This is a genomic window from Pseudomonas sp. A014 (assembly GCF_052378495.1).
Lineage (GTDB): Bacteria > Pseudomonadota > Gammaproteobacteria > Pseudomonadales > Pseudomonadaceae > Aquipseudomonas > Aquipseudomonas machongensis.
Map to the genome: position 1 here is coordinate 896,723 of NZ_CP199001.1, position 23,058 is coordinate 919,780.

Below are 23,058 nucleotides of genomic sequence, written 5' to 3' on the forward strand. Positions count from 1 at the left end.
AGGGGATTTCGATGAGGCGTATAAGCCTTGAGCGTTTTTACGTAGGAATTTTGGCATTGTTGCTGTGGGTGGCGACGCCTGCCTGGTCCGCACCGGCCACGCCGGTATCGAGCCTGGCCGCTGCCGAACAGCAGGTGCTGGACGAAGATGCCAGCCTGGATCAGTTGAGCGACCGGCTCGACCAGATCCGCCAGGGCGTGACCAGCAATGCCAATGACGATCTGCTCTCGCAACTGCGTCAGTCGGCGTTGCAGGTTCAGCGCCAGGCCGATGCCCTGGCCACGCAGCGTACGGCGGATGTCGCCCGGCTGGATGATCAGCTCAATGTGCTGGGGCCGGTGCAGCCCGAGGAGGCCGAGAGCCTGACGCGCCAGCGCCAGCAACTGGACAGGCAGAAAAAGGCCCTGGTGGCCGAGCAGACCGAAGCTACCCAGCTCACCCAGTCGGCGCGTGACCTGTCTACGCAGATCGTCAACCTGCGTCGCAGCCTGTTCAACTCGCAGATCACCAGCCGCGCCGCCAGCCCGCTGAGCCCGGCGTTCTGGTCGAGCCTGATCCGTCCTACCGATGAAGACGTGGCGCGCCTGCGCGACCTGCGCGGCGAGGCGGCAGATGCCGTGGCCAGTGCCCTCAGCGCCGAGCACCGCTGGTTGTTCATCACCGCGCTGGTCGCTGCCGTGCTGGTCTGGACCTTGGTGCGCAAGGTGCTTGAGCGCCTGCTGGCCGACGCGATGATCCGCTGGCTGCCCGAAGGCCGCTTGCGCCGCAGCGCCCTGGCCTTGAGTGTGGCGCTGGCCACCCTGGCGACCATCGCCGGCTCCGTGTCGCTGCTGCGCTGGGGCCTGGAAAGCAGTGCCGAGCTGGGCGCGGACCTGGCCAGCCTGACCAACCACGTCCTCACCCTGGTGGTGTTCAGCGCCTTCATTTCTGGCCTGGGCCGCGCCATGCTGATGCTGCAACGCCCGTCCTGGCGCCTGCCGCCGATTCCCGACGAAGTGGCCAGCGCCCTGGGCTGGTTCCCGCAGGCCCTGGCCCTGGCCTTGGTGCTGCTGCTGACCCAGGAGCGCATCAACAGCGTCATCGGCACCAGCCTGGCGCTGACCCTGGCCACCAACGGCCTGACCGCGCTGGTGGTATCGCTGCTGTTCGTCGCTGTGCTGGTGCGCTATCGCCGCACTCGCCGCCAGCACGGGCTGGAGCGTCCGGCGGGCCTGGCGGGTCTGATCCCCTTCGTGGTGGTGGTGTGGGTCATCGCGATCCTGCTGGCGCTGCTCACCGGCTACCTCACCCTGGCCTACTTCCTGACCGCCAAGTTGCTGTGGATCAGCGTCGTGGCGGTGTGCGCCTACCTGCTGGTGACCGTGTTCGGCGACCTCTGCGAAACCTTGCTGTCGCCGCGTCAGCCCGGTGGGCTGGCGCTGGCCTCGGCGCTAGGCCTGCAGCAGCGTCACCAGGCCCAGGCCAGCACGGTGCTGGCCGGTATCGGTCGGACCGTATTGCTGTTCATAGCCGCGCTGCTGGCCTTCATGCCTTCGGGCACCAGCCCCGGCGAGCTGCTGCTGAGCCTGGCCGACTGGGATGGCAGCGGCGGCAAGATCCTCGGCAATCTGAATATCGTGCCCCAGGATATCTTCCTGGCGCTGGCGATCTTCTTCGGCGGGCTGTTCGCCATCCGTGTGGTCAAGCGCTGGCTGAGCGAGCGTCTGTTGCCGGAAACCGACATGGACGCTGGCATGCGTGCCTCTTTGGTGACGCTGGTTGGCTACCTGGGCTTCCTGTTCCTGGCCATGCTGGTGATGTCGACCCTGCACATCAACCTGACCAGCCTGACCTGGGTGGTCAGTGCGCTGTCGGTGGGTATCGGTTTCGGTTTGCAGCAGATCGTGCAGAACTTCATCTCCGGCCTGATCCTGCTCACCGAGCGCCCGGTTAAAGTGGGCGACTGGGTCAGCCTGGCGGGGGTGGAGGGTGACATCCGGCGCATCAACGTGCGCGCCACCGAGATCCAGATGTCAGACCGTTCGACGGTGATCGTGCCTAACTCGCAGTTCATCTCCCAGAACGTGCGCAACGTGACCATGGCCAACGCCCTGGGTGTTGTCGGTGTGACCTTGACCCTGCCACTGGAGACCGACGCCAACCACGTGCGCGAGCTGTTGCTGCAGGCCTACCACGACCACGAGGCGATCCTCGATGCCCCGGCGCCGTCGGTAACCTTCAAGGATTTGACCGCCAGCGGCATGGTGCTCAGCGCCAGCGGCTACGTGGCCGGGCCGCGTCAGGTATCGGGCGCGCGCAGCGACCTGCTGTTCGCCATTCTCGGGCGGCTGCGCGAGGAAGGCATCGCACTGTCGTCGCCGCAGAGCATGGTGTTGCTGCAGGAAGGGACGCGGGCGGCCGACGAGTCGGTTTGAGGCAGCGGGCCCTCTTCCACAGATGTTTGTGGGAGAGGGTGTTCGCATGTGATTGTGTAGAGGCTGACAGGTGCTCGCCGAAAGTTTTTTAGCGCCTGTGAGATCGAGCGCCGCGCGGGCGGCGCTCGATTTCACAGGCCCAACAAAACTTTCGGCGAACGCCTGCCAGCCTCTACGCAAACACCTTGAAAGGGATGCGTATGAGAGCGGCTGTCTTGTTCCAAATCTGACCAGCCCGCTCCTACGGGTATTGGGCAAAGCTGTTATCTGCGTTTGCCATCCCCCAGCACATGTTCAGCCAATAGCCTGCCCATCTGCACGCTGTGCGCCGCATTCACCAGCATCCCGTTCCCAGGCAGCCCGGCATTGGCGCAGCAGTATTCATCGAGGGTGTCCTCGATTCCGTGCATCAGTTGGATAAGGTGGACGAGGGCGTCGGTGGCGGGCATGTCGGGGTTGATGATGAAGAGGGGACGGTGAAGAGGCTGGGCCGGTGGGTCTGGAACGATTTTTTTCATGGCTTTCTTCCGATTTCATCTCAAGAAACTGCCATGCATCTTCCTCTCACAGAATCAGGTGGCAGCCGTGCGTGGGGTGAGAGACCGGCGAACATCGGAATTCCGGCCAGGCCGAAGCCTGCCCACGAACGGCTGCCATAACGCTGGCACGATGTATCGCCGGGCTCTCACACCCGGTCGCCAAATGACGACCCGGGGAAATTAGCCCTGCTTGCCAAGCCCAACAATAGCGAAGCGTCTGGAGCGGTCGTAGGATAGTTCGTTGCCCACTATGTCCTGAAGTGTCGGGTGAAAGATTCGGAAATCTCTTACGTTTCGATGCCCGGAGTTGTAAGGCAGCCCCGGTTTCATCTCCGAGGCCTCAGCCTACGCACCGCGTCACATGCTTTACCGACAGATACCCCGACAATCCCCAAGGCCCAAGCTCGCGCCCGATGCCGCTGCCTTTGGTGCCGCCCCACGAAGTTTCGACGAACACCGCCTGCACCGAATTGATCCATACATGCCCGACCTCCAGCGCATCGGCCACGCGCTCGGCGCGTTCGAGGTCCGCCGAGCAGACCGTGGCTACCAGGCCGAAGCGGCTGTCGTTGGCCTGGGCGATCGCTTGTTCCTCGGTGGTGAACCGGCGTGCGCACAGCACCGGGCCGAAAATCTCTTCGCTCCACAAGCGGCTGGTCTCGGGCACATCGACGTACAGTGTCGGACTGACGAACCAACCCTCTGCGTCCAACGCCTTGCCTCCGGCCAGGCACTTCAGCCCTTCCTCGCGCGCGGTGGCGAAATAGCCGGCGACCTTGAGCCACTGCGCCTGGCTGGTCAGCGGTCCCATCTCTACTTCCTCGACCAGCGGGTTGCCCACGCGCAGTTTCTCCAGCGCCGCCTGCAGCCGTGGTAGCAGCGTGTCGGCGATACCGTCCTGCACCAGCAGGCGCGAGGTGGCCGAGCACATCTGCCCGGCGTTCCAGGTGATGCCGGCGACAATCCACTCCACTGCCTGGTCTGGGTCGCAGTCGTCGAACACAACGATCGCCGACTTGCCGCCCAGCTCCAGTGTCACTGGCCGGCACTGGGCTGCGGCGCTGCGCATGACCTGGCTGCCGACGGCATTGCTGCCGGTGAACGACAGCTTGTCCAGGCCGTTGTGGCCACTCAGCGCCGCGCCGGTCTCGGCCTTGCCGTTGACGATGTTCAGCACCCCGGCCGGCAGCCCAAGCTGCTGGGCGATCTGGCCGTAGGCCTGTTCGATCAGTGGGGTGATCTCCGAAGGCTTGAGCACCACGGTGCAGCCGGCGGCCAAGGCCGGGGCGAGCTTCCAGGCGCTGGTCACCAGCGGGAAGTTCCACGGCACGATCAGGCCGACCACGCCGACGGCTTCCAGGCGGGTACGTGCGGTAAAGCCTGGAGCGGCCAGGGGGACGTCGCGGTTCTTCTGCGGCAGTTGTTCGGCGAGCTCGGCGTAGTAAGCGAAGGTTGCCACCGCGTCGTCCAGATCGATTTCGGCCTCGTGCCGCGGCTTGCCATTGTTGCGCATCTGCAGCGCGATCAGTTCTTCGCGGCGGGCACCGAGTTGCTCGGCAAATCCGCGTAGCAGGGTCGCGCGCTCGGCGGCCGGGCGGCTCTTCCAGGTGGGCAGGGCACGGCGTGCGGCTTGTACCGCCTCGTCGACCTGGGCGCTGCTGGCCGATCTCAGCTCGGCGAAAGGTGCGCCCAGAGAGGGATCGTAGACGCTGATGCTGTCGTTGCCTTGGCCTTCGACCCAGCGGCCGTCGATGTAGTGGGGAGTGGTCATGGTCGGATTCCAGTCAGGCCATTTCGGCAGTGGTCACGGGTGTCACGGGAGCGCTTTTGCAGCGTACCCAGCGCGGGCCGCGCGGGCCGTAGACACCGGCAGGTTCGGGGAACAGGTTGAGCAGGATCAGGTACAGCACGCCGGCGATGCCGAGGGTGACCGGCAGGCTCAGGTCGATGCCGTCAGCCAGGTCCCCGAGCGGGCCGACGAACTGTCCCGGCAGGTTGACGAAACACAGGCCCACGGCGGCGCTGGGGATCCAGGCGCCCATGCCGCGCCAGTTCCAGCCGTGCAGGAACCAGTAGTGGCCGCCACGCTGGCCGCGGGTGAACACTTGCAGGTCGTCGGCGTGGTAGAAGCCACGGCGGGTGATCAGGCCGAGAATCATGATCACCATCCACGGGCTGGTGCAGGTGATGATCAGCACGGCGAAGGTCGATACGCTCTGCACCAGGTTGAAGGCGAAGCGGCCGATGAAGATGAAGGCGATCGCCAGCACACCGATCAGCAGGGTGGCGGCCGCGCGGCTGAGCAGGCGTGGGAACACGCTGGACATGTCCAGCCCGGTGCCATACAGCGCGGTGGTGCCGGTGGACATGCCGCCGATCACGGCAATCAGGCACACCGGCAGGAAGAACCAGGCCGGCGAGATCGCCAGCAGGCCGCCGACATAGTTGTTGGCGGCGATGTAGTCCGGCGCCTGGCTGGCCACCAGGGTCGCGGTGCACAGACCGAACAGGAACGGGATCAGGGTCGCGGCCTGGGCCAGGATCACCGCCAGCATGATGCGCGATTTCGGGGTCTGGCGCGGGATGTAGCGTGACCAGTCACCGAGGAACGCGCCGAAGGACACCGGGTTGCTCATGGCGAGGATCGCGGCGCCAACGAAGGCGGCCCAGAAGCCCGGCTGGCCGAGATTGACGCTGCCGGCGAAGCCCGCGTCGAACGGGCCGGCGAAGGCGGCGATGCCGAGCAGGAACAGCAGGCTCGAAGCCCATACCGCAATCTTGTTGACCCACAGCATGAAGCGGAAACCAAAGATGCATACCACCAGCACCAGCACTGCGAATAGCCCATAGGCCAGACCCAGGGTGAGGTCGGTTTCGGGCAGTCCGACCAGGCGCTTGGCGCCTCCGATCAGGGCATCGCCCGAGCTCCACACCGACAACGAAAAGAACGCCACGGCGGTCAGCAACGACAGGAACGAGCCGACGATGCGTCCGTGTACGCCAAAATGCGCACCGGACGAGACGGCGTTGTTGGTGCCGTTGAGTGCGCCGAACAGCCCCATGGGTGCAAGGATCAGCGAACCGACCCCGACGCCGAGCAGGATCGCCCACAGCCCCGCCTGGAAGGACAGCCCGAACAGTACCGGGAAGCTGCCGAGCACGGCGGTGGCGAAGGTATTGGCACCGCCGAAGATCAGGCGGAACAGGTCAAGCGGGGTGGCGTCGCGTTGATCGTCGGGGATCTGTTCGACGCCATTGGTCTCGATACCGGTCGAGTGGCTCATGGTGATGCTCCAGCGCGAGTGTTGTTGGCCTGTGGCAGGCTTTGTTGTGGGTGCGATGGCAGTGCGGCAAGGCCGTTGTCGAAGGTCAGGCGCAGGAGGCGACCGACAGGTGTTCATGGCACGCCAGCCAGCGCTCGCCTTGCAGGCGGAACACGATGGTCTCGCGCTCGTTCAGCGCCTGTTCCTGCTCGGCAATGCGAATGCGTGTGGCCACGTCGTGCATGAAGATCGCCAGATCGCCCTGCAGGCTCACGTGGGCATTGCTCGACGCGCAGTCGAGCACGGCAAAGCCGTCGGCTTGCCACTGAGCCCAAAGGTCTTCATAGGCGCGCCGAGACAGCAGCGGTTGGGGCAGCGTATGGAACAGGAAGGTGGCGTCTTCGCTGAAACAGGCGAAATAGCGGGCGGTGTCGTTACTGGCAAAGGCGTCGACGAGGTCGGCGGCAGCTTGCCGTACCTGGAGGGTCTGGTCCACGGGAGTGGCCTCACGGTTATTGTGATTGTGGTGAGGCGATTCTGGAGAGACGTGCCAAGGGGAAAAATCGGCGGGGGCAAATAATCAGTTCACGATTTTCTGAACTGATTATTTGCCCCCGCCGGGCGGCCATTAATCGGCGTTGAGTTCGTTACGGTAGTTTTCCAGGTACACCTGACGCTCGTGGCTGGCGGCATTGCGATCGGCTGCGATCATGTCCAGCTTGCCCGCCGCCTCGGTGAGATAGGCGGGCAGTTCATCGTTGGTGATGTACTTTCCGGACAGTTTGTTGAGCTTGCTCCAGCCGTCCTTGAATGTCAGGGCGAAATGATCGGAGACAATGCCGACGGCGATCCACTGCCCGGTCTGGCTGATGAAGAATGCGTCGGTGGACTCACACAATTGCGAAAAGAGGTAGTCGCGGTTCGAGTCGATGTCTTCGGCATCTTCGAACTCTTCGATCTGCTCTTGGGCATCCTGGCGGATGACCTCCATGAAGTCGCAGAACGAGCGGAAGAAGAACGCTATTTCCACGACGATTTCACGGGTGCGCTTGAGGGCGCTCACGCTCAGGTTCAGTGACCTGATCGCCAGCTCGATGATCTCCTGCTCGCTGCCTTTGCCTGCCATCAGCACGGAAACTTCCAGCAGTTCGGCTGCCTGTTCGCGCCTGGCGGTCTCGTACTTGTCGGCATTATCGAGCATCTGCAGCTGCATCTGGCGCAGGTTGTTGGCCTGTGCCCGGCTGGCATCGCTGATATCACCGGCTGCCGAGGCCAGAGTCTGGAGCGCGGACTCCAGTGAACCAAGGTGCTCCTTGGCCTCCTGGTACTTGGCCTTGGCCTTGACCAGAAGCCCTTCGGCTTCGGTGATCCGGTTCTCCAGCACCTTGAGTTTGCCGGTGTCGGCCACCTTGCCTTTCTGCGCCTGATAACCTGAGATCGACGTCTGCAGTTTGTCCACCTCCTCCTGTATCAACGCCAGTTCGGCGCGATGCTCGGAGCGCTCTTTCTTCAGGCGGATGAGGTCGCCAGTGGCGTTGCCCTGGGCACCGTTGGCGCCTTTTCCGACGCCTGCGGCGACTGAGGCCGCGGCGACCAGAGACGAGCTGCCGCCGCTGGCAGCCATGGCCGCCAGTGGCATGGCGGCCGATATCACCTGCGCAGCACCACGCAGCATGCCTGCCCAGAAGGCGCGCTCCTCGGAAGACTTGGCTTGATCTGCATAGTCGCGGGCGAGGGACTCGTAGCGCTTGACCTGTTGTTGCATGTCGGCTATCAGCGATTCCAGTTGTTTGCTGCGAGCCTTGTGCTGAAGAATTTCCTGGCGAACTTTTTCGTTGGCCTCAAGTGTTGTGCTCAAGGCCATCTCGCTGCTGGCGGTCACTTCGTGGGTGTCATCGATGATGCCATCGTAGCGGTCGACGATGGTTTGCAGGCTCGCGTTGACCGCCATGGCCGAGTTTTTGATCTCGTTGGCCATGTCCATCAGTTCTTTGTTTACGAAGCGCTTGATCTGCGCGATGTCACCGGTTTCCTTGGCGGCGGTCCAGCCGGTCAGGCCGCGGTTGAGCTTTCGGGTGAGACGGCTGGCGGCAGTGCTGGCGGCCCTGATCTGGCGTTCGCTGTCCTGCTGTGCTTTGAGCAGCTTGTCCATGATGCTGTTGATCTTGACGCGGATTTCGCCGTTGCGCTGGGGCGTGGTGTTGTAGGCGATGTAGAGCAGCTCGATGGCGTGGTCCGTATCGATTTTCGCGCGTGATGAGTCATAGGAGCCTTCGATCCTGTTCACGTAGTGAGCCACGAGCGGGCTGTCGACAGTTGGCAGGCTCAACGGTTGGGATGCGCCATGGGTTGTCAGTTCCTGACGGATGTTTTTTTCGATCAGGGCTCTGCGGCTGATGAATGGGGTGAGTTCAGACATGGTGGACCTCTTCTGAGATTTGGGGAACTATCCAGCGGGGGCGTGGAACTAGAGGGATGGCTGTTGGCCGAATCCCGGGGGGGCTGTTGCAGCGCAGTCGTCTATCCATGCCATCGAATAGAAGACAACATTGCTGAGCGGTGACCAGAGCGTTTCGAGCAGCGCATGGGTGTCGTCGAGTGCCGACTTCAGCAGAGGGTGCAGCGGTGCGACCTCCTCTGCGTAGCACTGAGGGCTGTGTTGGGGGTGTTCACAGTCATGGCGTGCGGCGGCGAATGCGTCCAGTTGCAGGATTAGGGCGCTCTGTTGCTGGCGGGTGCTGCTGAGTGCCGGTTTCATCACCGTCAGGTTGCGCTCGTCGAGCTGGGTCGAACGGATGGCGCTCTGGTTGCTCCAGATTTCGTTTTCAAGCGCTTCCAGACGTATGCGGTGCTCTGGGCGCCACGGCAGTTTTTCGTAGTCCTGGCGCTCTTGGTCCAGCTGCTGGCGTAGGCGTGCTATACGACGTTCGATTTCGGGAATCTGTCGTAGCCTTTCACCCATCGCGGGCTCCAGGCCATTAATCCTGTCGACGAGCAGCCGCTCCAGACTCTCCAGATGTGGTGCGCACTGTGCCGCACGACTTTCCAGTTGCAGGGTCTCGGTCTGCGGGTCGGCTGGCTGTGCGCTGGCGAGCCCGGTATACAGCAAGGCCACCGCCAGACCTGGCAATTGCATGAACGCGTTGATGAGTGGCATGGGACGCTCCGTTCCTGGGGGAAGCGGAGCGTCTTCGACGCACCGCTCCCGGCATTAGAGCGTCGGGGCACAGCTCGAAAAAGAAGGAATGGATGCACGCCTGGGACGGTTTACCAAGGCGGGTGGCGTTGCCTCAGATCGAGATGAGACCGCCGGACTTCACCTCGTTGAGCACGAAGAACGTGCGCACTTGGCGCACCCCAGGCAGGGCGATGATCTGCGTATTGTGCATGTGGTTGAAGGCCGGCAGGTCACGCACGCGGATCTTCAGGAAGTAGTCCACATCCCCCGCCACCAGCCAGCATTCCAGCACCTGCTGCAGGTTGCGCGCGGCCGCTTCGAACGCGGCGAAGCTCTCGGGGGTGGAGCGATCCAGCACCACGCCGATGAGCACCACGGTGCCCTGCTGCAGTACGTTCGGATCGATGTGAGCATGGACCCCCTTGATCACGCCCGCATCGAACAGCCGTTTGGTGTGGTTCCAGCACGCGGTGGTGCTCAGCCCGACTTTCTTCGCCAGTTCCGCGTTGCTGATTCGGCCGTTGGCTTGTAGTGCACGCAGGATCTTGCGTTCGTGGGTGTTGACCTCGATGGGCTTGGCGGGCTCTTTCATCGCGTTTCCTCGGTCTGGTGTGTAGCCCGCTTGCCGTCAGGTCTGTGCGGCTGCCGGGATGATTACCTGCTTTACGAAGACATGACGGGACAGCCTTCAGTTGGGGGTTGAAGCTTGGAAGGTTGTTCCTGTTCACGGGTAAGAATAGGTATGAAATTCAATCGTGCGCTGAGTATCGTTTTGGAGCAGGTTTCATGCGCACAGACCCGACGAGAGGGAGCAGGCCATGCTGGCGATTTCCAGATTCGCAAGGTGGGTGAAGGCGCCATCGCAGGACGTGGCGGTGGTGGTGGTGTCCAGCGCAGCGTTGCCCGAGATTTTGAGCATCGGGTTGCACGCTGCGCTTGAGGGCTGGAACGAAGTTGCCCATCTGCACGTGCAGGACATGGACGGCCTGCAGGCCAACTGGCTGGCAGCAGGCGATGGGCAGCGCACGCTTGCCGCCGAGTCGGCATGCGAGGCCAGCGCCCTGTTGCGAGCGGTCTCCAAGCGTTGCTACCTGCTGGACCTCGAGAGCGACGGGCAGGTGCGCCTGGCATGGCTAGGCTCAGTGTGTGGCCATGAGCTGCGCTGCCTGCAGCTCGATCCCGCGCTCAATCGCCAGGGCTCGCCCGTGACACAGGTCGAGCAGGTCGTCGATGTTGCGCGGATGCTGGTCAAGCGAATTCTCGAGGAACGCTTCCTGGCGGTCTGAAACCGTCCCCCTCCAACAAGTACACCGAGGTGCAAGTGCTGTCATGAGCATCCATCAAGCTGCAGGATCATTGCGCGAGCCGTCCGCCGAGGACGACATCGACACCCAGGGCCTGGATGAGTGGCGCGACGCGTTACTGTCGCTGCTCGAACACGAAGGCGCGCCGCGCACGCGGGCTCTGCTCGACAGGCTTGCGGCCCTGGCGCGGCATCATGCCGTCGGCTGGCAGCCAGGGCATGGCACGCCCTATATCAACAGCATCGGCGTCGAGCAGCAGCCGGCCTTTCCGGGCGATCTGGCGACCGAGGAACGTCTGGCCTCGATCATGCGCTGGAACGCGCTGGCCATGGTGGTGCGCGCCAACCAGGCCTACGGTGAGCTGGGCGGTCATATTGCAAGCTACGCCAGTGCTGCCGACTTGTTCGAGGTCGGCTTCAACCACTTCTTCCGTGGCGGCGATACGCCGGGCACTGGCGACCTGGTGTTCTTCCAGCCGCACTCGGCGCCGGGTGTCTACGCCCGGGCCTTCCTCGAGGGCCGCTTGCAGGTTGAGCAGCTGGAGCACTATCGACAGGAAATCACTGCACGGCGCCGCGATGTGCAGGGCCTGTCGAGTTATCCACATCCCTGGCTGATGCCCGATTTCTGGCAGTTTCCCACCGGCTCCATGGGCATCGGGCCGATCAGTTCGATCTACCAGGCGCGCTTCATGCGCTACCTGGAACACCGGGGCCTGCGTCAGGGCGCTGGGCGGCGCGTGTGGGGGGTATTCGGCGACGGCGAGATGGATGAACCGGAAAGCATGTCGGCGCTCACTCTTGCGGCGCGCGAGCGCCTGGACAACCTGGTGTGGGTGGTCAACTGCAACCTGCAACGCCTGGACGGCCCGGTACGTGGTAACGGGCGCATCATCGATGAACTGGAGGCATTGTTCAGCGGTGCTGGCTGGCGGGTGATCAAGCTGGTCTGGGGATCGGATTGGGATGGCCTGTTCGCCCGCGACGCAAGCGGCGAGCTGGAGCGCACGCTGTCGGCTACCGTCGATGGGCAGTTTCAGACCTTCGCCGCCAAGGATGGGCGCTACAACCGCGAACATTTCTTCGGCCAGAGCGAGGCGCTGGCCCGGATGGCCCAGGGCATGAGCGACGAGCAGATCGACCGGCTCAAGCGCGGGGGGCACGACATGGTGAAGATCCACGCCGCCTACCATGCCGCCCAGCAAGGCGATGGTCGCCCGACCGTGGTATTGGCGCAGACCAAGAAAGGCTACGGCATGGGTGAGGCGGGGCAGGGCAAGATGACCACGCACCAGCAGAAGAAGCTCGACCGCGAGGCACTCATGGCCTTCCGCGATCGCTTCAACCTGCCATTGAGCGATGAGCAGACCGAGGCCCTGGCCTTCTACAAGCCCGCCGACGACAGCCACGAGATGCGCTACCTGCATGCACGTCGCCAGGCACTGGGCGGTTACCTGCCGTCGCGGCCACGCCAGGCCGAGGGGCTGCCGGTGCCGGCGCTGTCCAGCTACGCGGCGTTCGCCACCCAGGCCGATGGCAAGGAAATGTCCACCACCATGGCCTTCGTGCGCATGCTCGGCGGGCTGCTCAAGGACCGCCAGCTCGGGCCGCGGGTAGTGCCTATCGTCGCCGACGAGGCGCGTACCTTCGGCATGGCCAACCTGTTCAAGCAGATCGGTATCTATTCCAGCGTCGGCCAGCGCTACGAGCCCGAAGACATCGGTTCGATCCTCTGCTACCGCGAGGCGCTGGACGGGCAGATCCTCGAAGAAGGCATCAGCGAGGCGGGGGCGATCAGCTCGTGGGTGGCGGCGGCCACCAGTTATTCCGCCCATGGCCTGCCGATGCTGCCGTTCTACATCTACTACTCGATGTTCGGCTTCCAGCGCATCGGCGACCTGATCTGGGCTGCCGCCGACCAGCGCGCCCGTGGTTTCCTGCTGGGCGCTACCGCTGGGCGCACCACCCTGGGTGGCGAAGGGCTGCAGCACCAGGACGGCCACAGCCTGCTGATCGCCTCGACCGTGCCCAACTGCCGTGCCTACGATCCGGCGTTTGCCGGTGAGTTCGCGGTGATCCTCGACCACGGCATGCGGCGCATGCTCGAAGCGCAGGAAGACGCGTTCTACTACGTGACCCTGATGAACGAAAGTTATCCACAGCCAAGCCTGCCGGACGGGGTCGAAGGCGACATCATCCGGGGGCTCTACCGACTGGAGCAGCACATGCCGGAGGGGGCTACTGGCAAGGTACGGTTGCTGGGCTCAGGCACGATCCTGCGCGAGGTGCAGGCGGCGGCACGCCTGTTGGCGCAGGACTGGGGCGTGGCCTGCGAAGTGTTCAGCGCCACCAGTTTCAGCGAGCTGGCGCGCGAGGCACGGGAGGTGGAGCGCTGGAACCGGCTGCATCCGCAGGAGCCGGCGCGGGCCAGTCACTTGGTGCAGTGCCTGCCCAAGGGCGCGCCGGTGATCGCCGCGACCGATTATGTCTGCGCCTGGCCGCACCTGGTTGCGCCGTATGTGCAGGATCGTTTCGTTGCCTTGGGCACCGATGGCTTCGGGCGCAGCGACAGTCGTGAGCAACTGCGTGGCTTCTTCGAGGTCGACAGCCGGCAGATCGTGCTGGCGGCGCTTTCGAGCCTGGCCGATGACGGTGTGTTGGAACGCCAGCGGTGTGCCGAGGCCATCGCGCGCTATGGCATCGAGGCTGAGGCGCCAGTGCCTTGGGCGTGTTGATCACCGATTGCGCTGTTCTCTTCGCGGGCTTGCTGGCGAAAAGAACAGCGCAATCTCCCCTCTACAACACGATTCGTGTCGTCGAAAGCACCTGGCGCAAGCCCATGAACGAACGGATCTGGCGTACTCCTGGCAGGTACAGCAACTGTTCGGCGTGCAGGCGGTTGAAGCTTTGGCTGTCGCGTGTGCGCAGCAACATGAAGTAGTCGAACTCCCCCGTCACCACATGGCACTCCATGCACCCGGAGACCTTCTGCGCGGCCGCTTCGAACGCGGCGAAGGATTCCGGGGTGGAGCGGTCGAGCACCACGCCGATCAGTACCACCATCCCAGCATCGAGACGTTCGCTGTCCAGTAGGGCGACGATGCCCTTGATCAACCCCGCCTGCTTCAAGCGTTCGACCCGTCGCAGGCAGGCCGGGGCGCTGAGCTTGACCTTGTCGGCCAAGGCCACGTTGGCGATCGAGGCGTCCTGCTGCAGGGCGCGCAGGATCGCGCGGTCGATACGGTCTAGCTGTGGTGGGCCGGACAGTGACGGCTTTTTTTGCTCGCGTTCATTTGTTGCTTTCAATGCTTGAGCCTCACAACAAAGTGATGTGAAATCATTTTTCAATAAAACAATAGCTCGAAATTCAGGGAAAACTTGCAACCCGTTTTTTGGCCAACCTCCCTAGCATTGACCCTATCGGAGCCCGCGATCCGCGCGTTTCGCAATTGGGAGCACAGCCATGAATCTGAGTCGCTACACGCGTTATCCGCTGACCTTCGGACCCTCCCCAATCACCCCGCTCAAGCGCTTGAGTGCCCACTTGGGCGGCAAGGTCGAGCTCTATGCCAAGCGCGAGGATTGCAACAGCGGCCTGGCTTTTGGTGGCAACAAGACACGCAAGCTCGAATACCTGATCCCTGAAGCGCTGGCACAAGGCTGTGACACCTTGGTGTCGATCGGCGGCATTCAGTCGAACCAGACGCGTCAGGTCGCCGCAGTGGCCGCGCACCTGGGCATGAAGTGCGTGCTGGTGCAGGAAAACTGGGTGAACTACTCCGACGCTGTGTATGACCGCGTCGGCAATATCGAGATGTCGCGCATCATGGGCGCCGATGTGCGGCTCGACAGCGCGGGCTTCGACATCGGTATCCGCCCCAGCTGGGAGCAGGCAATGGCTGATGTTCGCGCCAAGGGCGGCAAGCCGTTCCCGATTCCGGCAGGGTGCTCCGAGCATCCCTACGGCGGGCTGGGCTTTGTCGGCTTTGCCGAGGAGGTGCGCCAGCAGGAGGCGGAGCTGGGCTTCAAGTTCGACTACATCGTGGTCTGTTCGGTCACCGGCAGCACCCAGGCGGGCATGGTGGTCGGTTTTGCCGCCGATGGCCGCTCGCAGCGGGTGATCGGCATCGACGCGTCAGCCAAGCCGGAGCAGACCAAGGCACAGATCCTGCGCATCGCTCGTCACACCGCCGAGCTGGTGGACCTGGGCCGCGAGATCACCGAGGACGATGTAGTGCTCGATACCCGCTATGCCTATCCCGAATATGGGCTGCCGAACGAGGGCACGCTGGAGGCGATCCGCCTGTGTGGCCGACTGGAGGGTGTGCTGACCGACCCTGTGTACGAAGGCAAGTCGATGGCGGGGATGATCGGTAGGGTGCGTGATGGGGAGTTCCCCGAGGGTTCGCGAGTACTGTATGCGCACCTGGGCGGCGTGCCGGCGCTCAACGCCTACAGCTTCCTGTTCCGCAACGGCTGATCGGTGACGCTGCGGTGCTCTTTGCGCTGGGTCGGCAAGGGTACCGCAGGTCGGGAGGGCTTGCGTTGGAGGCGAATATGAATATGATTGAGCGCTCACTCAGTTAAGTGTCCGCATCGCCATGGCCCGTCCCCGCAGTCACGACAAGCGCAACGCCATCCTCGCCGCCGCCAGCCAGGCGCTTGCCGAGGATGGCCTGAGCGCCACCACCGCGCGCATTGCGCGGTTGGCGGGTGTGGCCGAGGGGACAGTGTTCACCTACTTCGAAAACAAGGATGTGTTGCTCAACGCCTTGTACCTGGAACTGAAGGCCGGTCTGCGCCTGGCCATGATGGCTGACTTTCCCCGTGACGCGACGGCCGAGGCCTCTATTCGACATGCCTGGAACGGTTACGTCGACTGGGGTATCGACAGCCCTGCGGCGCGTGAGGCATTGCGCCAGTTGAGCGTCAGCGGGCGCATCGATGCCGAGCATCGTGCTGCAGGGAGCGAGGGCTTCAATGAGGTGGGTGCACTGCTGCGCGAGCGCACGGCTTCCAGCGGGTTGCCGGCAGAGCAGGCGCAGGCGTTCTATGGCGCGATGTTCGTGTCCATGGCCGAGACGGCCATGGAGTTCATCAAGCAGTCACCCGATCAGGCCGAGGCTTATCGTACGGCTGGATTCAATGCCCTGTGGGCGGCCCTTGGGGGGCGCTGACAGGTTTTTTTATGCTCTTTAAATGAGTGATTAATCACTCATATCATCGACGAAGGAGTCGAATCATGTCCAAAGTCTGGCTTGTAACCGGTGCGGCTCGTGGCCTGGGTCGTTCCATCAGTGAAGCAGTACTGCGCAACGGCGATGTTCTGGTCGCTGGCGCCCGTGACCCACGGCGCCTGGACGATCTGGTGGCGCAGTACGGCGAGCAGCAGGTCCGGGTCGTTGCCCTGGACGTCACCGACGAGCAGGCCGCGCAGAACGCGGTGCAGCTTGCGCTCGATGCCTTTGGCCGCCTCGATGTACTGGTCAACAATGCGGGTTATGGCCATACCGCGCCGTTCGAGCAGATGGCTGCGGATGACTTTCGTGCGCAGGTCGAGACCAACCTGTTCGGTGTCGTCAACCTGACGCGTGCAGTTCTGCCGGTGATGCGCAAGCAGCGTAGCGGCCATATCTTTCAGGTGTCTTCAGTGGGGGGGCGCACCTCGACGCCCGGCCTTTCGGCCTACCAGGCGGCCAAGTGGGCGGTGGGCGGTTTCAGCGATGTGGTGGCCAAGGAAGTCACGCCGCTGGGCATACAGGTCTGCACCCTCGAGCCCGGTGGCATGCGCACCGACTGGGCGAGCGAGGCCAAGCGTCCGGTCGAGGGCATGCTGGAAGACTACGATGTGACCGTCGGCCATGTGCTGCGCCTGCTGGCGGGCTACGGTGGCAACGAAGTGGGGGACCCGCAGAAGATCGCCGAACTGATCGTGCAGTTGTCGCGCCGCGACGACCTGCCGCTGCGCCTGCTGCTCGGTGGCGATGCGTTGTACGTTTATGGGCTCGACGAGCGTGCGCGTGCCGAAGAACTGGAGCAGTGGCGCGAGACGACGCTCTCGACGCACTTCCCCGATGCCCAGTTGCCCGCCGGCATGGACGGCCTGAAACGGCGCAGGTGATCCCGCGGCGACAGCCTCTAGATGCCTTTGATGAACTGGTAGCTTTCGTCGAGGGCAGCGGTCGAGTGACGTCCCTTGCCCCAGCCGAGTGCTTCGCGGTAACCGCCGAGCAAGCCCTGTGCGGTCAGTTGCTGTTCGTCCACTGCGGCCTGTTCATCGGCCAGTGGCGAGACGAACAGCGCATCTTCCGGGCAGTAGACCTCGCACATGAAGCAGGTCTGGCACTCGGATTGTCGTGCGATCAGCGGTGCCTGGCCGGACACCGCCTCGAACACGTCGGTCGGGCACACCAGCACGCAGATGTTGCAACCGGTGCAGCGGTCGGCACTGATCAGTTCGATCATGCGGCTTTCTCCGGCAGCAGGCTGTGGTCGGCGGGGCCGAGTGTTTCGCGTGCGGTCCAGACCTCGTCGAGGCCGCCGCTGATGAGGCGGTGACGCTGCCCGGGGTCGAGCCGGGGATGATCGTCGCGCCGGTGCATGCCCCGGCTTTCGGTGCGTGCCAAAGCGCTGCGGTACATCCAGCGTGAGGTGGCGAGCAGGGCGGCCGCTTCACGGGCGCGCAGCAGGTGTTCGGGGCTGGCGGGCGCGGCCTGGCGCAGCTGCTGCCACAGGGGGTCGAGGCGGCCAAGCGAAGCGTCGAGTCGCTCGCCCTGGCGGAACCAGTTGCGTTCGTACGGGAAGACTTCGGCCTGGACGGCGCGGATCGTCGCTTCCGGGTCGAAGGCATGCTTGCCTTGCCCTCGCAGCCCGACCGTACCGGACTGTAGCAGGCGGCGCATGGCGCTGCTGCGCTGGTCGCGGGCGAATTCGGCGGCCCCGGCCCCGGCCCATAGCCCGGAGGACAGCGCCCAGGCGGCGTTACGGCTGCCGCCGCCGGTGAAGGCGCCGCAGATGAGTTCGCGAGTTGCAGCATCGCCAGCGGCATACAGCCCGGGTACCGAGGTGGCGCACTGGTCGTTGCAGATACGCAGGCCGCCGGTGCCGCGCACGGTGCCTTCCAGGCGCAAGGTCACGGGGAAGCGATCGCTGAACGGATCGAGCCCCATGCGTTGGAAGGGCAGGAAGAAGTTCGGTTGCGCCGAGCGCATCCATTGGCGGGTAGAGGCATCGGCTCGGTCGATGCAGGCGAACACCGGCTCGTTCATCAAGGTCTTGGCGATCACGCCGCGACCTCGCGCCGAGCCTGCCCCTTCGATCTCACGGCCATCGGCATGGTAGAACGTGGCCCATGAGTACAGCGCCGACTTGGTCACCGAGGCGAAGGCTGGCCCCAGGCCGTAGGCATTGGAGAACTCCATCCCGGAAAACTCCGCGCCTGCTTCGGCAGCCATCAGGTGGCCGTCGCCCGTCAGCACATTGCAGCCCAGCGCCTTGCTGAGAAAAGCCACGCCGCCGGTGGCCAGCACTACTGCCCCGGCACGCACGCTCCAGCGCTGCTGCTTCTGCCGGCTGATGCCGGTGGCGCCGCTGACCTGGCCGTGCTCATCGACCAGCAGTTCCAGCGCCGGGCTGTGATCGAGAATGCGCCCACCCGCCTGCTTGACCCGCTTGCGCATCAGGCGCATGTACTCGGGGCCCTGCAGCGATACCCAACGCTGGCGGCCCTGTTCGTCCACCGGGAACGGATAGCCCCATTCGGCGAGCAACTCCAGATTGCGCCAGGTCTGCTCCAGGACGCGATCCATCCACTGCGGCTCGGCCAGCTCGCCGCCCATGGCATAGCGGCTGGCTTTGGCGACCTTGCGGGCTTCGGCCTCCGGCGCCACACACCACACGGCAGTGCCGGAGGGCGCGGTAGCCCCGGAGGCGCCGCAATAGCCTTTGTCGACCAGGATGACCTTGGCGCCCTTGGCGGCAGCGCCGATCGCCGCCCACGCGCCGGCTGGGCCGCCACCGATGACCAGCACATCGGCGCTGTATTCGCGTTCAGTTGCTGAAGTGTCTTCTTTCGCAATACTCATGGTGGCTGTCCTGCTGTATCCGGAGTAACGGCAGTTAATATTCCAGAAAGTTATTAAAATATAAATATTTGTTTGTTTTGGTTCTTTAAGACTAAGATCCCCCACCCGCATACACAATTGCTTTTTGCAAAAGAGGTCATGCATCAAATGCATTACGAGCTGAGGAATCTCCGGCATTTCGTTGCCTTGATGAATCACCGGAGTTTTTCCCTCGCGGCACAGGCCGTGAGCCTCTCGCAGCCGGCCTTCAGCCGCAGCATCCAGGCCCTCGAGCATCAGGCCGGCTGCAAGCTGTTAGAGCGCGAGCAAAAGGGATTGCCGCCGACAGCACAGGGGCAACTGCTGCTGTCGTATGCACTGGACATCCTCGGCAAGGCGCAAGAGCTCGGTGAGAAGATCAGCCGTCTCAACAGCGCTGATCGCGACATGCTGTACTTCGGCTGCGCTCCGGCACCGGCTGCCGGCCTGGTGCCGCGCACGCTGGCGCGCTTCATCGCCTTGCAACCGCAGGTCAACGCGCATTTCGTCGTCGATACCCGTGAAAACCTCAACAGGCGCTTGATGGCCGAAGAAATCGAGTTTTTCATCGCCAGTTCGCAAAGCTTCGAGCTCGACCCCAACTACCGCATCCGTCAGTTGCAGCCGCGCAGCTGGTGCTTTTTCTGCCGTCACGACCATCCACTGGCAACCCAGGAAGGTGTTACCCGCGAGCAACTGCTCGTCTTCCCGATGGTGTGCTCCTTCGGTGTGCGCAGCCTCGTGCTGCAGTACTCGGGGCGTCGTGATTACCTGCCGGCGGTGGAGTGCGAGAACGGGCGGCCGTTGCTGGATATCGTCCTGCAGTCCGATGCCATCGGCTGTGCATCACAGCTGCAACTGAGTCTGGCGGCAGAGGAGGGGGCTAGATTGCATCAGCTCAAGCCGGTGGACATCTCACCGGACCTTGAAGCCCTGCAGATTCGTGACGGCGTGGTGAGCCTGCGCCGTCATGTGCTGTCGCCCCAGGCCGAGGCGTTCATCGAGTTGTTGCAGGCGGTGGACCAGGCGCCAGGTGGGGGGGCGAGCGTTGCCTGAACGGGCCGCGTTGCACTTAGCGCCCGTGCCACAACTTGTGGTCCAAGGCAAAGCGTCCGCCGCCCCGGATGGCCATGTACAACGCCAGGCTGCCGAGAATGACCGGGTATTCGATGCCCCGGTCCACCCACGGCCAGGTCGGACCGAGGGCGTAGCTGATCCCGACCATCTCCGCGGCCATGGCCAGGGCAACGGGCCGGGTCAGCACGCCGACGACGAGCATCAGCGCGCCGACGGTTTCCAGCAGCATCACCAGAAACGCCAGTTCGGCAGCGAACGGCAGGCCCATCACGTTGCCGATGAGGTGGGTCGAGCTGGCCATCGGATCGGCCATCGAGCCATGTGAGTCACCCAGCAGTTTGGGCAGCCCGTGGGTGAACATGACGATGCCCAGTACACCGCGCAGCAGGGCGTAGAACACCGGCTCCAGGCGTGCCTGAAAATTGCGGGCGGATGACGGGGTGTCGCGGGGAATGCTGGTCATGTTCGGGCCCTCGCAGCGTTGCTTGCGTCAATGGTCGGCAGTGGAGCGGTCGATCAGGCGCAATTGCAGCACCTGCGTGTCAGTCACCTCGTTCAGCGAGGCCAGGAGCCGTCGAGCGGCCGGCGAAGAGGCGCTGGCGTCATGGGCGGTGCGGTCGCTCCAGCGTTCGATCAGCAGCAGCTCATCGGGCTTTTCCTCATCCTGATAGAGCGCCAGCCCCAGATTGCCCTGGGCGCTGCGAATCGCCCCAGCTTGAGCCGCGAACTGGATGGCGAGTTGTTCGAACTTGCCTGGCGCCAGATGCAGTGTGCTCAACACGCTGTACTGGGTGGGGGCCTTAGACCGTGCAGGCGCGGCGGGGGAGAGCTCCCGCAGTTTGCGTTCCTCGACCGTGCCGCCCAGGTCATCGGCCTCCTGGGCGCGGATCGCCTTGTAGTAAGGCTGCTTGGTATGCGAGGCCAACGACTCGGCAGTGTGCCAATGCTCGAACAGGTACAGGCGGCTGGGATGCTGCGCGTCTTCGTAGACATCGAACGCGACGTTGCCCGCTTCGGAGCGCGCACCGGCCACTTCCTTGTGCATGGTGGCCAGGAAGCGTTCGAGGTGGTCGGGCTTGACCGGCAGGGTCACGAACAGTTGCAGAGGCGAGGTGACGGGCTGAGTCGCGGTGTCGCTTGCCGAAGCGGGCTTTGCCGTGACCAGCGACATGGCAAGCAGGGCAGGGCTGAGGGTTTTTGTTATCGACATGAGCGGGTCCTTGAGGCCGTGGGGCACACCGTATGTCGATGATGGTGGTTGATGTGGGCGGGATAAAGAGGTTGGATTGGACTTGTCAATTCCAGTTGCATTAACAGTGGCCATGATGTTCAGTCAGCCGGCACCCGTTGACTATTAAGGCTTGCACAGCCAATAAAAAACCGCGCAAGGGCGCGGTTTTTTATTGGCTCGGAGTGAGACGGCGTACCGAATGCTCCTGCAGCGCGATCAGACGTTGAAGCGGAAGTGCATCACATCGCCGTCCTTGACGATGTAGTCCTTGCCTTCCAGGCGCCACTTGCCGGCTTCCTTGGCTCCGCTTTCACCCTTGAACTGGATGAAGTCGTCATAGGCGACCACTTCGGCGCGGATGAAGCCCTTCTCGAAGTCGGTGTGGATGACACCGGCCGCTTGCGGGGCGGTGGCGCCAACGCGGACGGTCCAGGCGCGGACTTCCTGTACACCGGCGGTGAAGTAGGTCTGCAGGTTGAGCAGCTCGTAGCCGGCGCGGATCACGCGGTTCAGGCCAGGCTCTTCAAGGCCCAGGGCCTCGAGGAACATGTCCTTCTCCTCACCGTCTTCCAGCTCGGCAATCTCCGCTTCGATCTTGTTGCACACCGGCACCACGACCGCGCCTTCTTCCTCGGCGATGGCCTTGACCACGTCCAGGTGCGGGTTGTTGTCGAAGCCGTCCTCGGCAACGTTGGCGATGTACATGACCGGCTTGCTGGTCAGCAGGTGGAAGCCACGGATCGCAGCCTTTTCGTCCTCAGCCATGTTCTTCATCAGGCTGCGCGCTGGCTTGCCTTCGGTGAAGTGCGGGATCAGCTTTTCCAGAATGGCCTTTTGCGCCAGGGCTTCCTTGTCGCCGCCCTTGGCGTTGCGAGCGACCTTCTGCAGTTGCTTCTCGCAGCTGTCGAGGTCGGCGAAGATCAGTTCGAGGTCGATGATCTCGATGTCGCGCTTGGGGTCGACGCTGTTGGAGACGTGGATCACGTTCTCGTCTTCGAAGCAGCGCACCACGTGGGCGATGGCGTCGGTCTCGCGGATGTTGGCGAGGAACTTGTTGCCCAGGCCTTCACCCTTGGAGGCGCCGGCGACCAGGCCCGCGATGTCGACGAACTCCATGGTGGTCGGCAGGATGCGGTTCGGCTTGACGATCTCGGCCAGCGCCGCCAGGCGTGCGTCGGGCATTGGCACGATGCCGCTGTTCGGCTCGATGGTGCAGAAGGGGAAGTTCTCCGCCGCGATACCGGATTTGGTCAGGGCGTTGAACAGGGTGGACTTGCCGACGTTGGGCAGGCCGACGATGCCGCAATTGAAACCCATGGGAATTCCCCTTTCTAGAAAGTCAGGCCTTCTGGCTGTGCAGTTCGCGCATGGCCTTGGCGAAGTCGCCGGCCAGCACGTCCGGCAGCACGCCGAGGGCAAAATCGATGCTGGCGTCGAGCTTCTCCTGCTCGGCGCGCGGCGCGCGGCCCAGGACGAAGTTGGAGACCAGTTTGGCGTCGCCCGGGTGGCCAATGCCAAGCCGCAGGCGGTGGAAGTCGTTCTGGTTACCGAGCTGCGCGATGATGTCGCGCAGGCCGTTATGCCCGCCATGCCCGCCGCCACGCTTGAGCTTGGCGACGCCGGGAGGCAGGTCGAGTTCGTCATGTGCCACCAGGATCGCTTCCGGCTTGATACGGAAGAAATTGGCCAATGCCGCCACGGACTGGCCGCTGCGGTTCATGTAGGTGGTGGGAATCAGCAGGCGAACATCGTTGCCCTGATGGCTGAACTTAGCCGTCAGGCCAAAATACTTTTTGTCAGCGGACAGCGAAACGCGCTGGGCGCTGGCAATGCGTTCAACGAAAAGAGCCCCTGCGTTATGCCGGGTCTGTTCGTATTCGGGGCCGGGGTTACCCAGGCCGACGATCAACTGGATGGCGGTCACGTCAGGGGCTCTTTCCTTGGAGTTGGT

General features: G+C 63.7%; 21 protein-coding genes. 7 read left to right on the forward strand and 14 right to left on the reverse strand.

The genetic code is table 11. From position 1 onward, the window contains the following. The first annotated feature begins 11 nt into the window (after positions 1–11). Positions 12–2,414 carry a DUF3772 domain-containing protein gene (locus tag ACTYOL_RS04260; protein ID WP_153772597.1) on the forward strand — a complete coding sequence of 801 codons (2,403 nt, stop codon included), beginning with the start codon at positions 12–14 and terminating at the stop codon, positions 2,412–2,414. Positions 2,415–2,677: 263 nt separating this feature from the next. Here the strand turns inward: ACTYOL_RS04260 and ACTYOL_RS04265 are convergent, their stop codons facing one another. The 7 genes from ACTYOL_RS04265 to ACTYOL_RS04295 form a co-directional block, all read right to left on the reverse strand. Then, entirely contained in the window at positions 2,678–2,932 is a 255-nt protein-coding gene (locus ACTYOL_RS04265) for a hypothetical protein (protein WP_197892589.1), read from the reverse strand. Between the two features lie 361 nt (positions 2,933–3,293). Further along, complete coding sequence (locus ACTYOL_RS04270) at positions 3,294–4,724, reverse strand: aldehyde dehydrogenase family protein (protein WP_444757576.1); 1,431 nt, start codon at positions 4,722–4,724, stop codon at positions 3,294–3,296. Positions 4,725–4,737: 13 nt separating this feature from the next. Further along, on the reverse strand, positions 4,738–6,237 hold the full coding sequence (locus ACTYOL_RS04275; protein WP_444757577.1) for a purine-cytosine permease family protein: 1,500 nt from the start codon (positions 6,235–6,237) through the stop codon (positions 4,738–4,740). 85 nt (positions 6,238–6,322) lie between these two features. Then, positions 6,323–6,712, reverse strand: a complete 390-nt coding sequence (locus ACTYOL_RS04280; RefSeq protein WP_153772594.1) for a YybH family protein — start codon at positions 6,710–6,712, stop codon at positions 6,323–6,325. A gap of 132 nt (positions 6,713–6,844) precedes the next feature. Beyond that, positions 6,845–8,635 (reverse strand): hypothetical protein, encoded by a 1,791-nt coding sequence (locus ACTYOL_RS04285; RefSeq protein WP_153772593.1) that lies wholly within the window; start codon positions 8,633–8,635, stop codon positions 6,845–6,847. A 48-nt stretch (positions 8,636–8,683) separates the two neighbouring features. Beyond that, complete coding sequence (locus ACTYOL_RS04290; RefSeq protein ID WP_444757578.1) at positions 8,684–9,373, reverse strand: hypothetical protein; 690 nt, start codon at positions 9,371–9,373, stop codon at positions 8,684–8,686. A gap of 133 nt (positions 9,374–9,506) precedes the next feature. After that, a complete protein-coding gene (locus ACTYOL_RS04295) occupies positions 9,507–9,986 on the reverse strand; it encodes an Lrp/AsnC family transcriptional regulator (protein ID WP_444757579.1) in 480 nt (159 codons plus the stop codon). A 256-nt stretch (positions 9,987–10,242) separates the two neighbouring features. On the opposite strand from ACTYOL_RS04295, the gene ACTYOL_RS04300 reads away from it, so the two are divergent. Further along, positions 10,243–10,680, forward strand: a complete 438-nt coding sequence (locus ACTYOL_RS04300) for a transketolase (protein WP_444757580.1) — start codon at positions 10,243–10,245, stop codon at positions 10,678–10,680. 43 nt (positions 10,681–10,723) lie between these two features. Further along, positions 10,724–13,432, forward strand: coding sequence for an alpha-ketoglutarate dehydrogenase (mdeB, locus tag ACTYOL_RS04305; RefSeq protein ID WP_444757581.1), 2,709 nt, complete (start codon positions 10,724–10,726; stop codon positions 13,430–13,432). 61 nt (positions 13,433–13,493) lie between these two features. Here the strand turns inward: mdeB and ACTYOL_RS04310 are convergent, their stop codons facing one another. After that, positions 13,494–14,003: an Lrp/AsnC family transcriptional regulator gene (locus ACTYOL_RS04310; protein ID WP_153772589.1), complete on the reverse strand. Its 510-nt coding sequence runs from the start codon at positions 14,001–14,003 to the stop codon at positions 13,494–13,496. A gap of 157 nt (positions 14,004–14,160) precedes the next feature. On the opposite strand from ACTYOL_RS04310, the gene ACTYOL_RS04315 reads away from it, so the two are divergent. The 3 genes from ACTYOL_RS04315 (at position 14,161) to ACTYOL_RS04325 (ending at position 16,818) form a co-directional block, all read left to right on the forward strand. After that, positions 14,161–15,177, forward strand: a complete 1,017-nt coding sequence (locus ACTYOL_RS04315; protein ID WP_063542893.1) for a 1-aminocyclopropane-1-carboxylate deaminase — start codon at positions 14,161–14,163, stop codon at positions 15,175–15,177. A 121-nt stretch (positions 15,178–15,298) separates the two neighbouring features. Next, positions 15,299–15,874 carry a TetR/AcrR family transcriptional regulator gene (locus ACTYOL_RS04320; protein ID WP_197892571.1) on the forward strand — a complete coding sequence of 192 codons (576 nt, stop codon included), beginning with the start codon at positions 15,299–15,301 and terminating at the stop codon, positions 15,872–15,874. Positions 15,875–15,939: 65 nt separating this feature from the next. After that, positions 15,940–16,818 carry an SDR family NAD(P)-dependent oxidoreductase gene (locus ACTYOL_RS04325; protein ID WP_444757582.1) on the forward strand — a complete coding sequence of 293 codons (879 nt, stop codon included), beginning with the start codon at positions 15,940–15,942 and terminating at the stop codon, positions 16,816–16,818. Positions 16,819–16,835: 17 nt separating this feature from the next. Here the strand turns inward: ACTYOL_RS04325 and ACTYOL_RS04330 are convergent, their stop codons facing one another. Next, complete coding sequence (locus tag ACTYOL_RS04330; RefSeq protein WP_197892567.1) at positions 16,836–17,162, reverse strand: 4Fe-4S dicluster domain-containing protein; 327 nt, start codon at positions 17,160–17,162, stop codon at positions 16,836–16,838. After that, on the reverse strand, positions 17,159–18,781 hold the full coding sequence (locus tag ACTYOL_RS04335) for an FAD-dependent oxidoreductase (protein ID WP_200602680.1): 1,623 nt from the start codon (positions 18,779–18,781) through the stop codon (positions 17,159–17,161). The genes ACTYOL_RS04330 and ACTYOL_RS04335 overlap by 4 nt, the downstream gene beginning before the upstream one ends. Before the next feature lie 147 nt (positions 18,782–18,928). On the opposite strand from ACTYOL_RS04335, the gene ACTYOL_RS04340 reads away from it, so the two are divergent. Next, entirely contained in the window at positions 18,929–19,855 is a 927-nt protein-coding gene (locus tag ACTYOL_RS04340) for a LysR family transcriptional regulator (RefSeq protein ID WP_153772617.1), read from the forward strand. A 16-nt stretch (positions 19,856–19,871) separates the two neighbouring features. On the opposite strand, the gene ACTYOL_RS04345 is transcribed toward ACTYOL_RS04340, so the two are convergent. From ACTYOL_RS04345 to pth, 4 genes are all read right to left on the reverse strand, one after another. Beyond that, positions 19,872–20,339 carry a DoxX family protein gene (locus ACTYOL_RS04345; protein WP_444757583.1) on the reverse strand — a complete coding sequence of 156 codons (468 nt, stop codon included), beginning with the start codon at positions 20,337–20,339 and terminating at the stop codon, positions 19,872–19,874. 27 nt (positions 20,340–20,366) lie between these two features. Next, positions 20,367–21,086, reverse strand: coding sequence for a putative quinol monooxygenase (locus ACTYOL_RS04350; protein ID WP_444757584.1), 720 nt, complete (start codon positions 21,084–21,086; stop codon positions 20,367–20,369). 237 nt (positions 21,087–21,323) lie between these two features. Next, on the reverse strand, positions 21,324–22,424 hold the full coding sequence (gene ychF, locus ACTYOL_RS04355) for a redox-regulated ATPase YchF (protein WP_444757585.1): 1,101 nt from the start codon (positions 22,422–22,424) through the stop codon (positions 21,324–21,326). Positions 22,425–22,446: 22 nt separating this feature from the next. Continuing rightward, the gene (gene pth, locus ACTYOL_RS04360; RefSeq protein WP_054894616.1) at positions 22,447–23,031 is read right to left on the reverse strand and encodes an aminoacyl-tRNA hydrolase; all 585 of its coding nucleotides are present in this window, start codon (positions 23,029–23,031) and stop codon (positions 22,447–22,449) included. Positions 23,032–23,058: the final 27 nt, after the last annotated feature.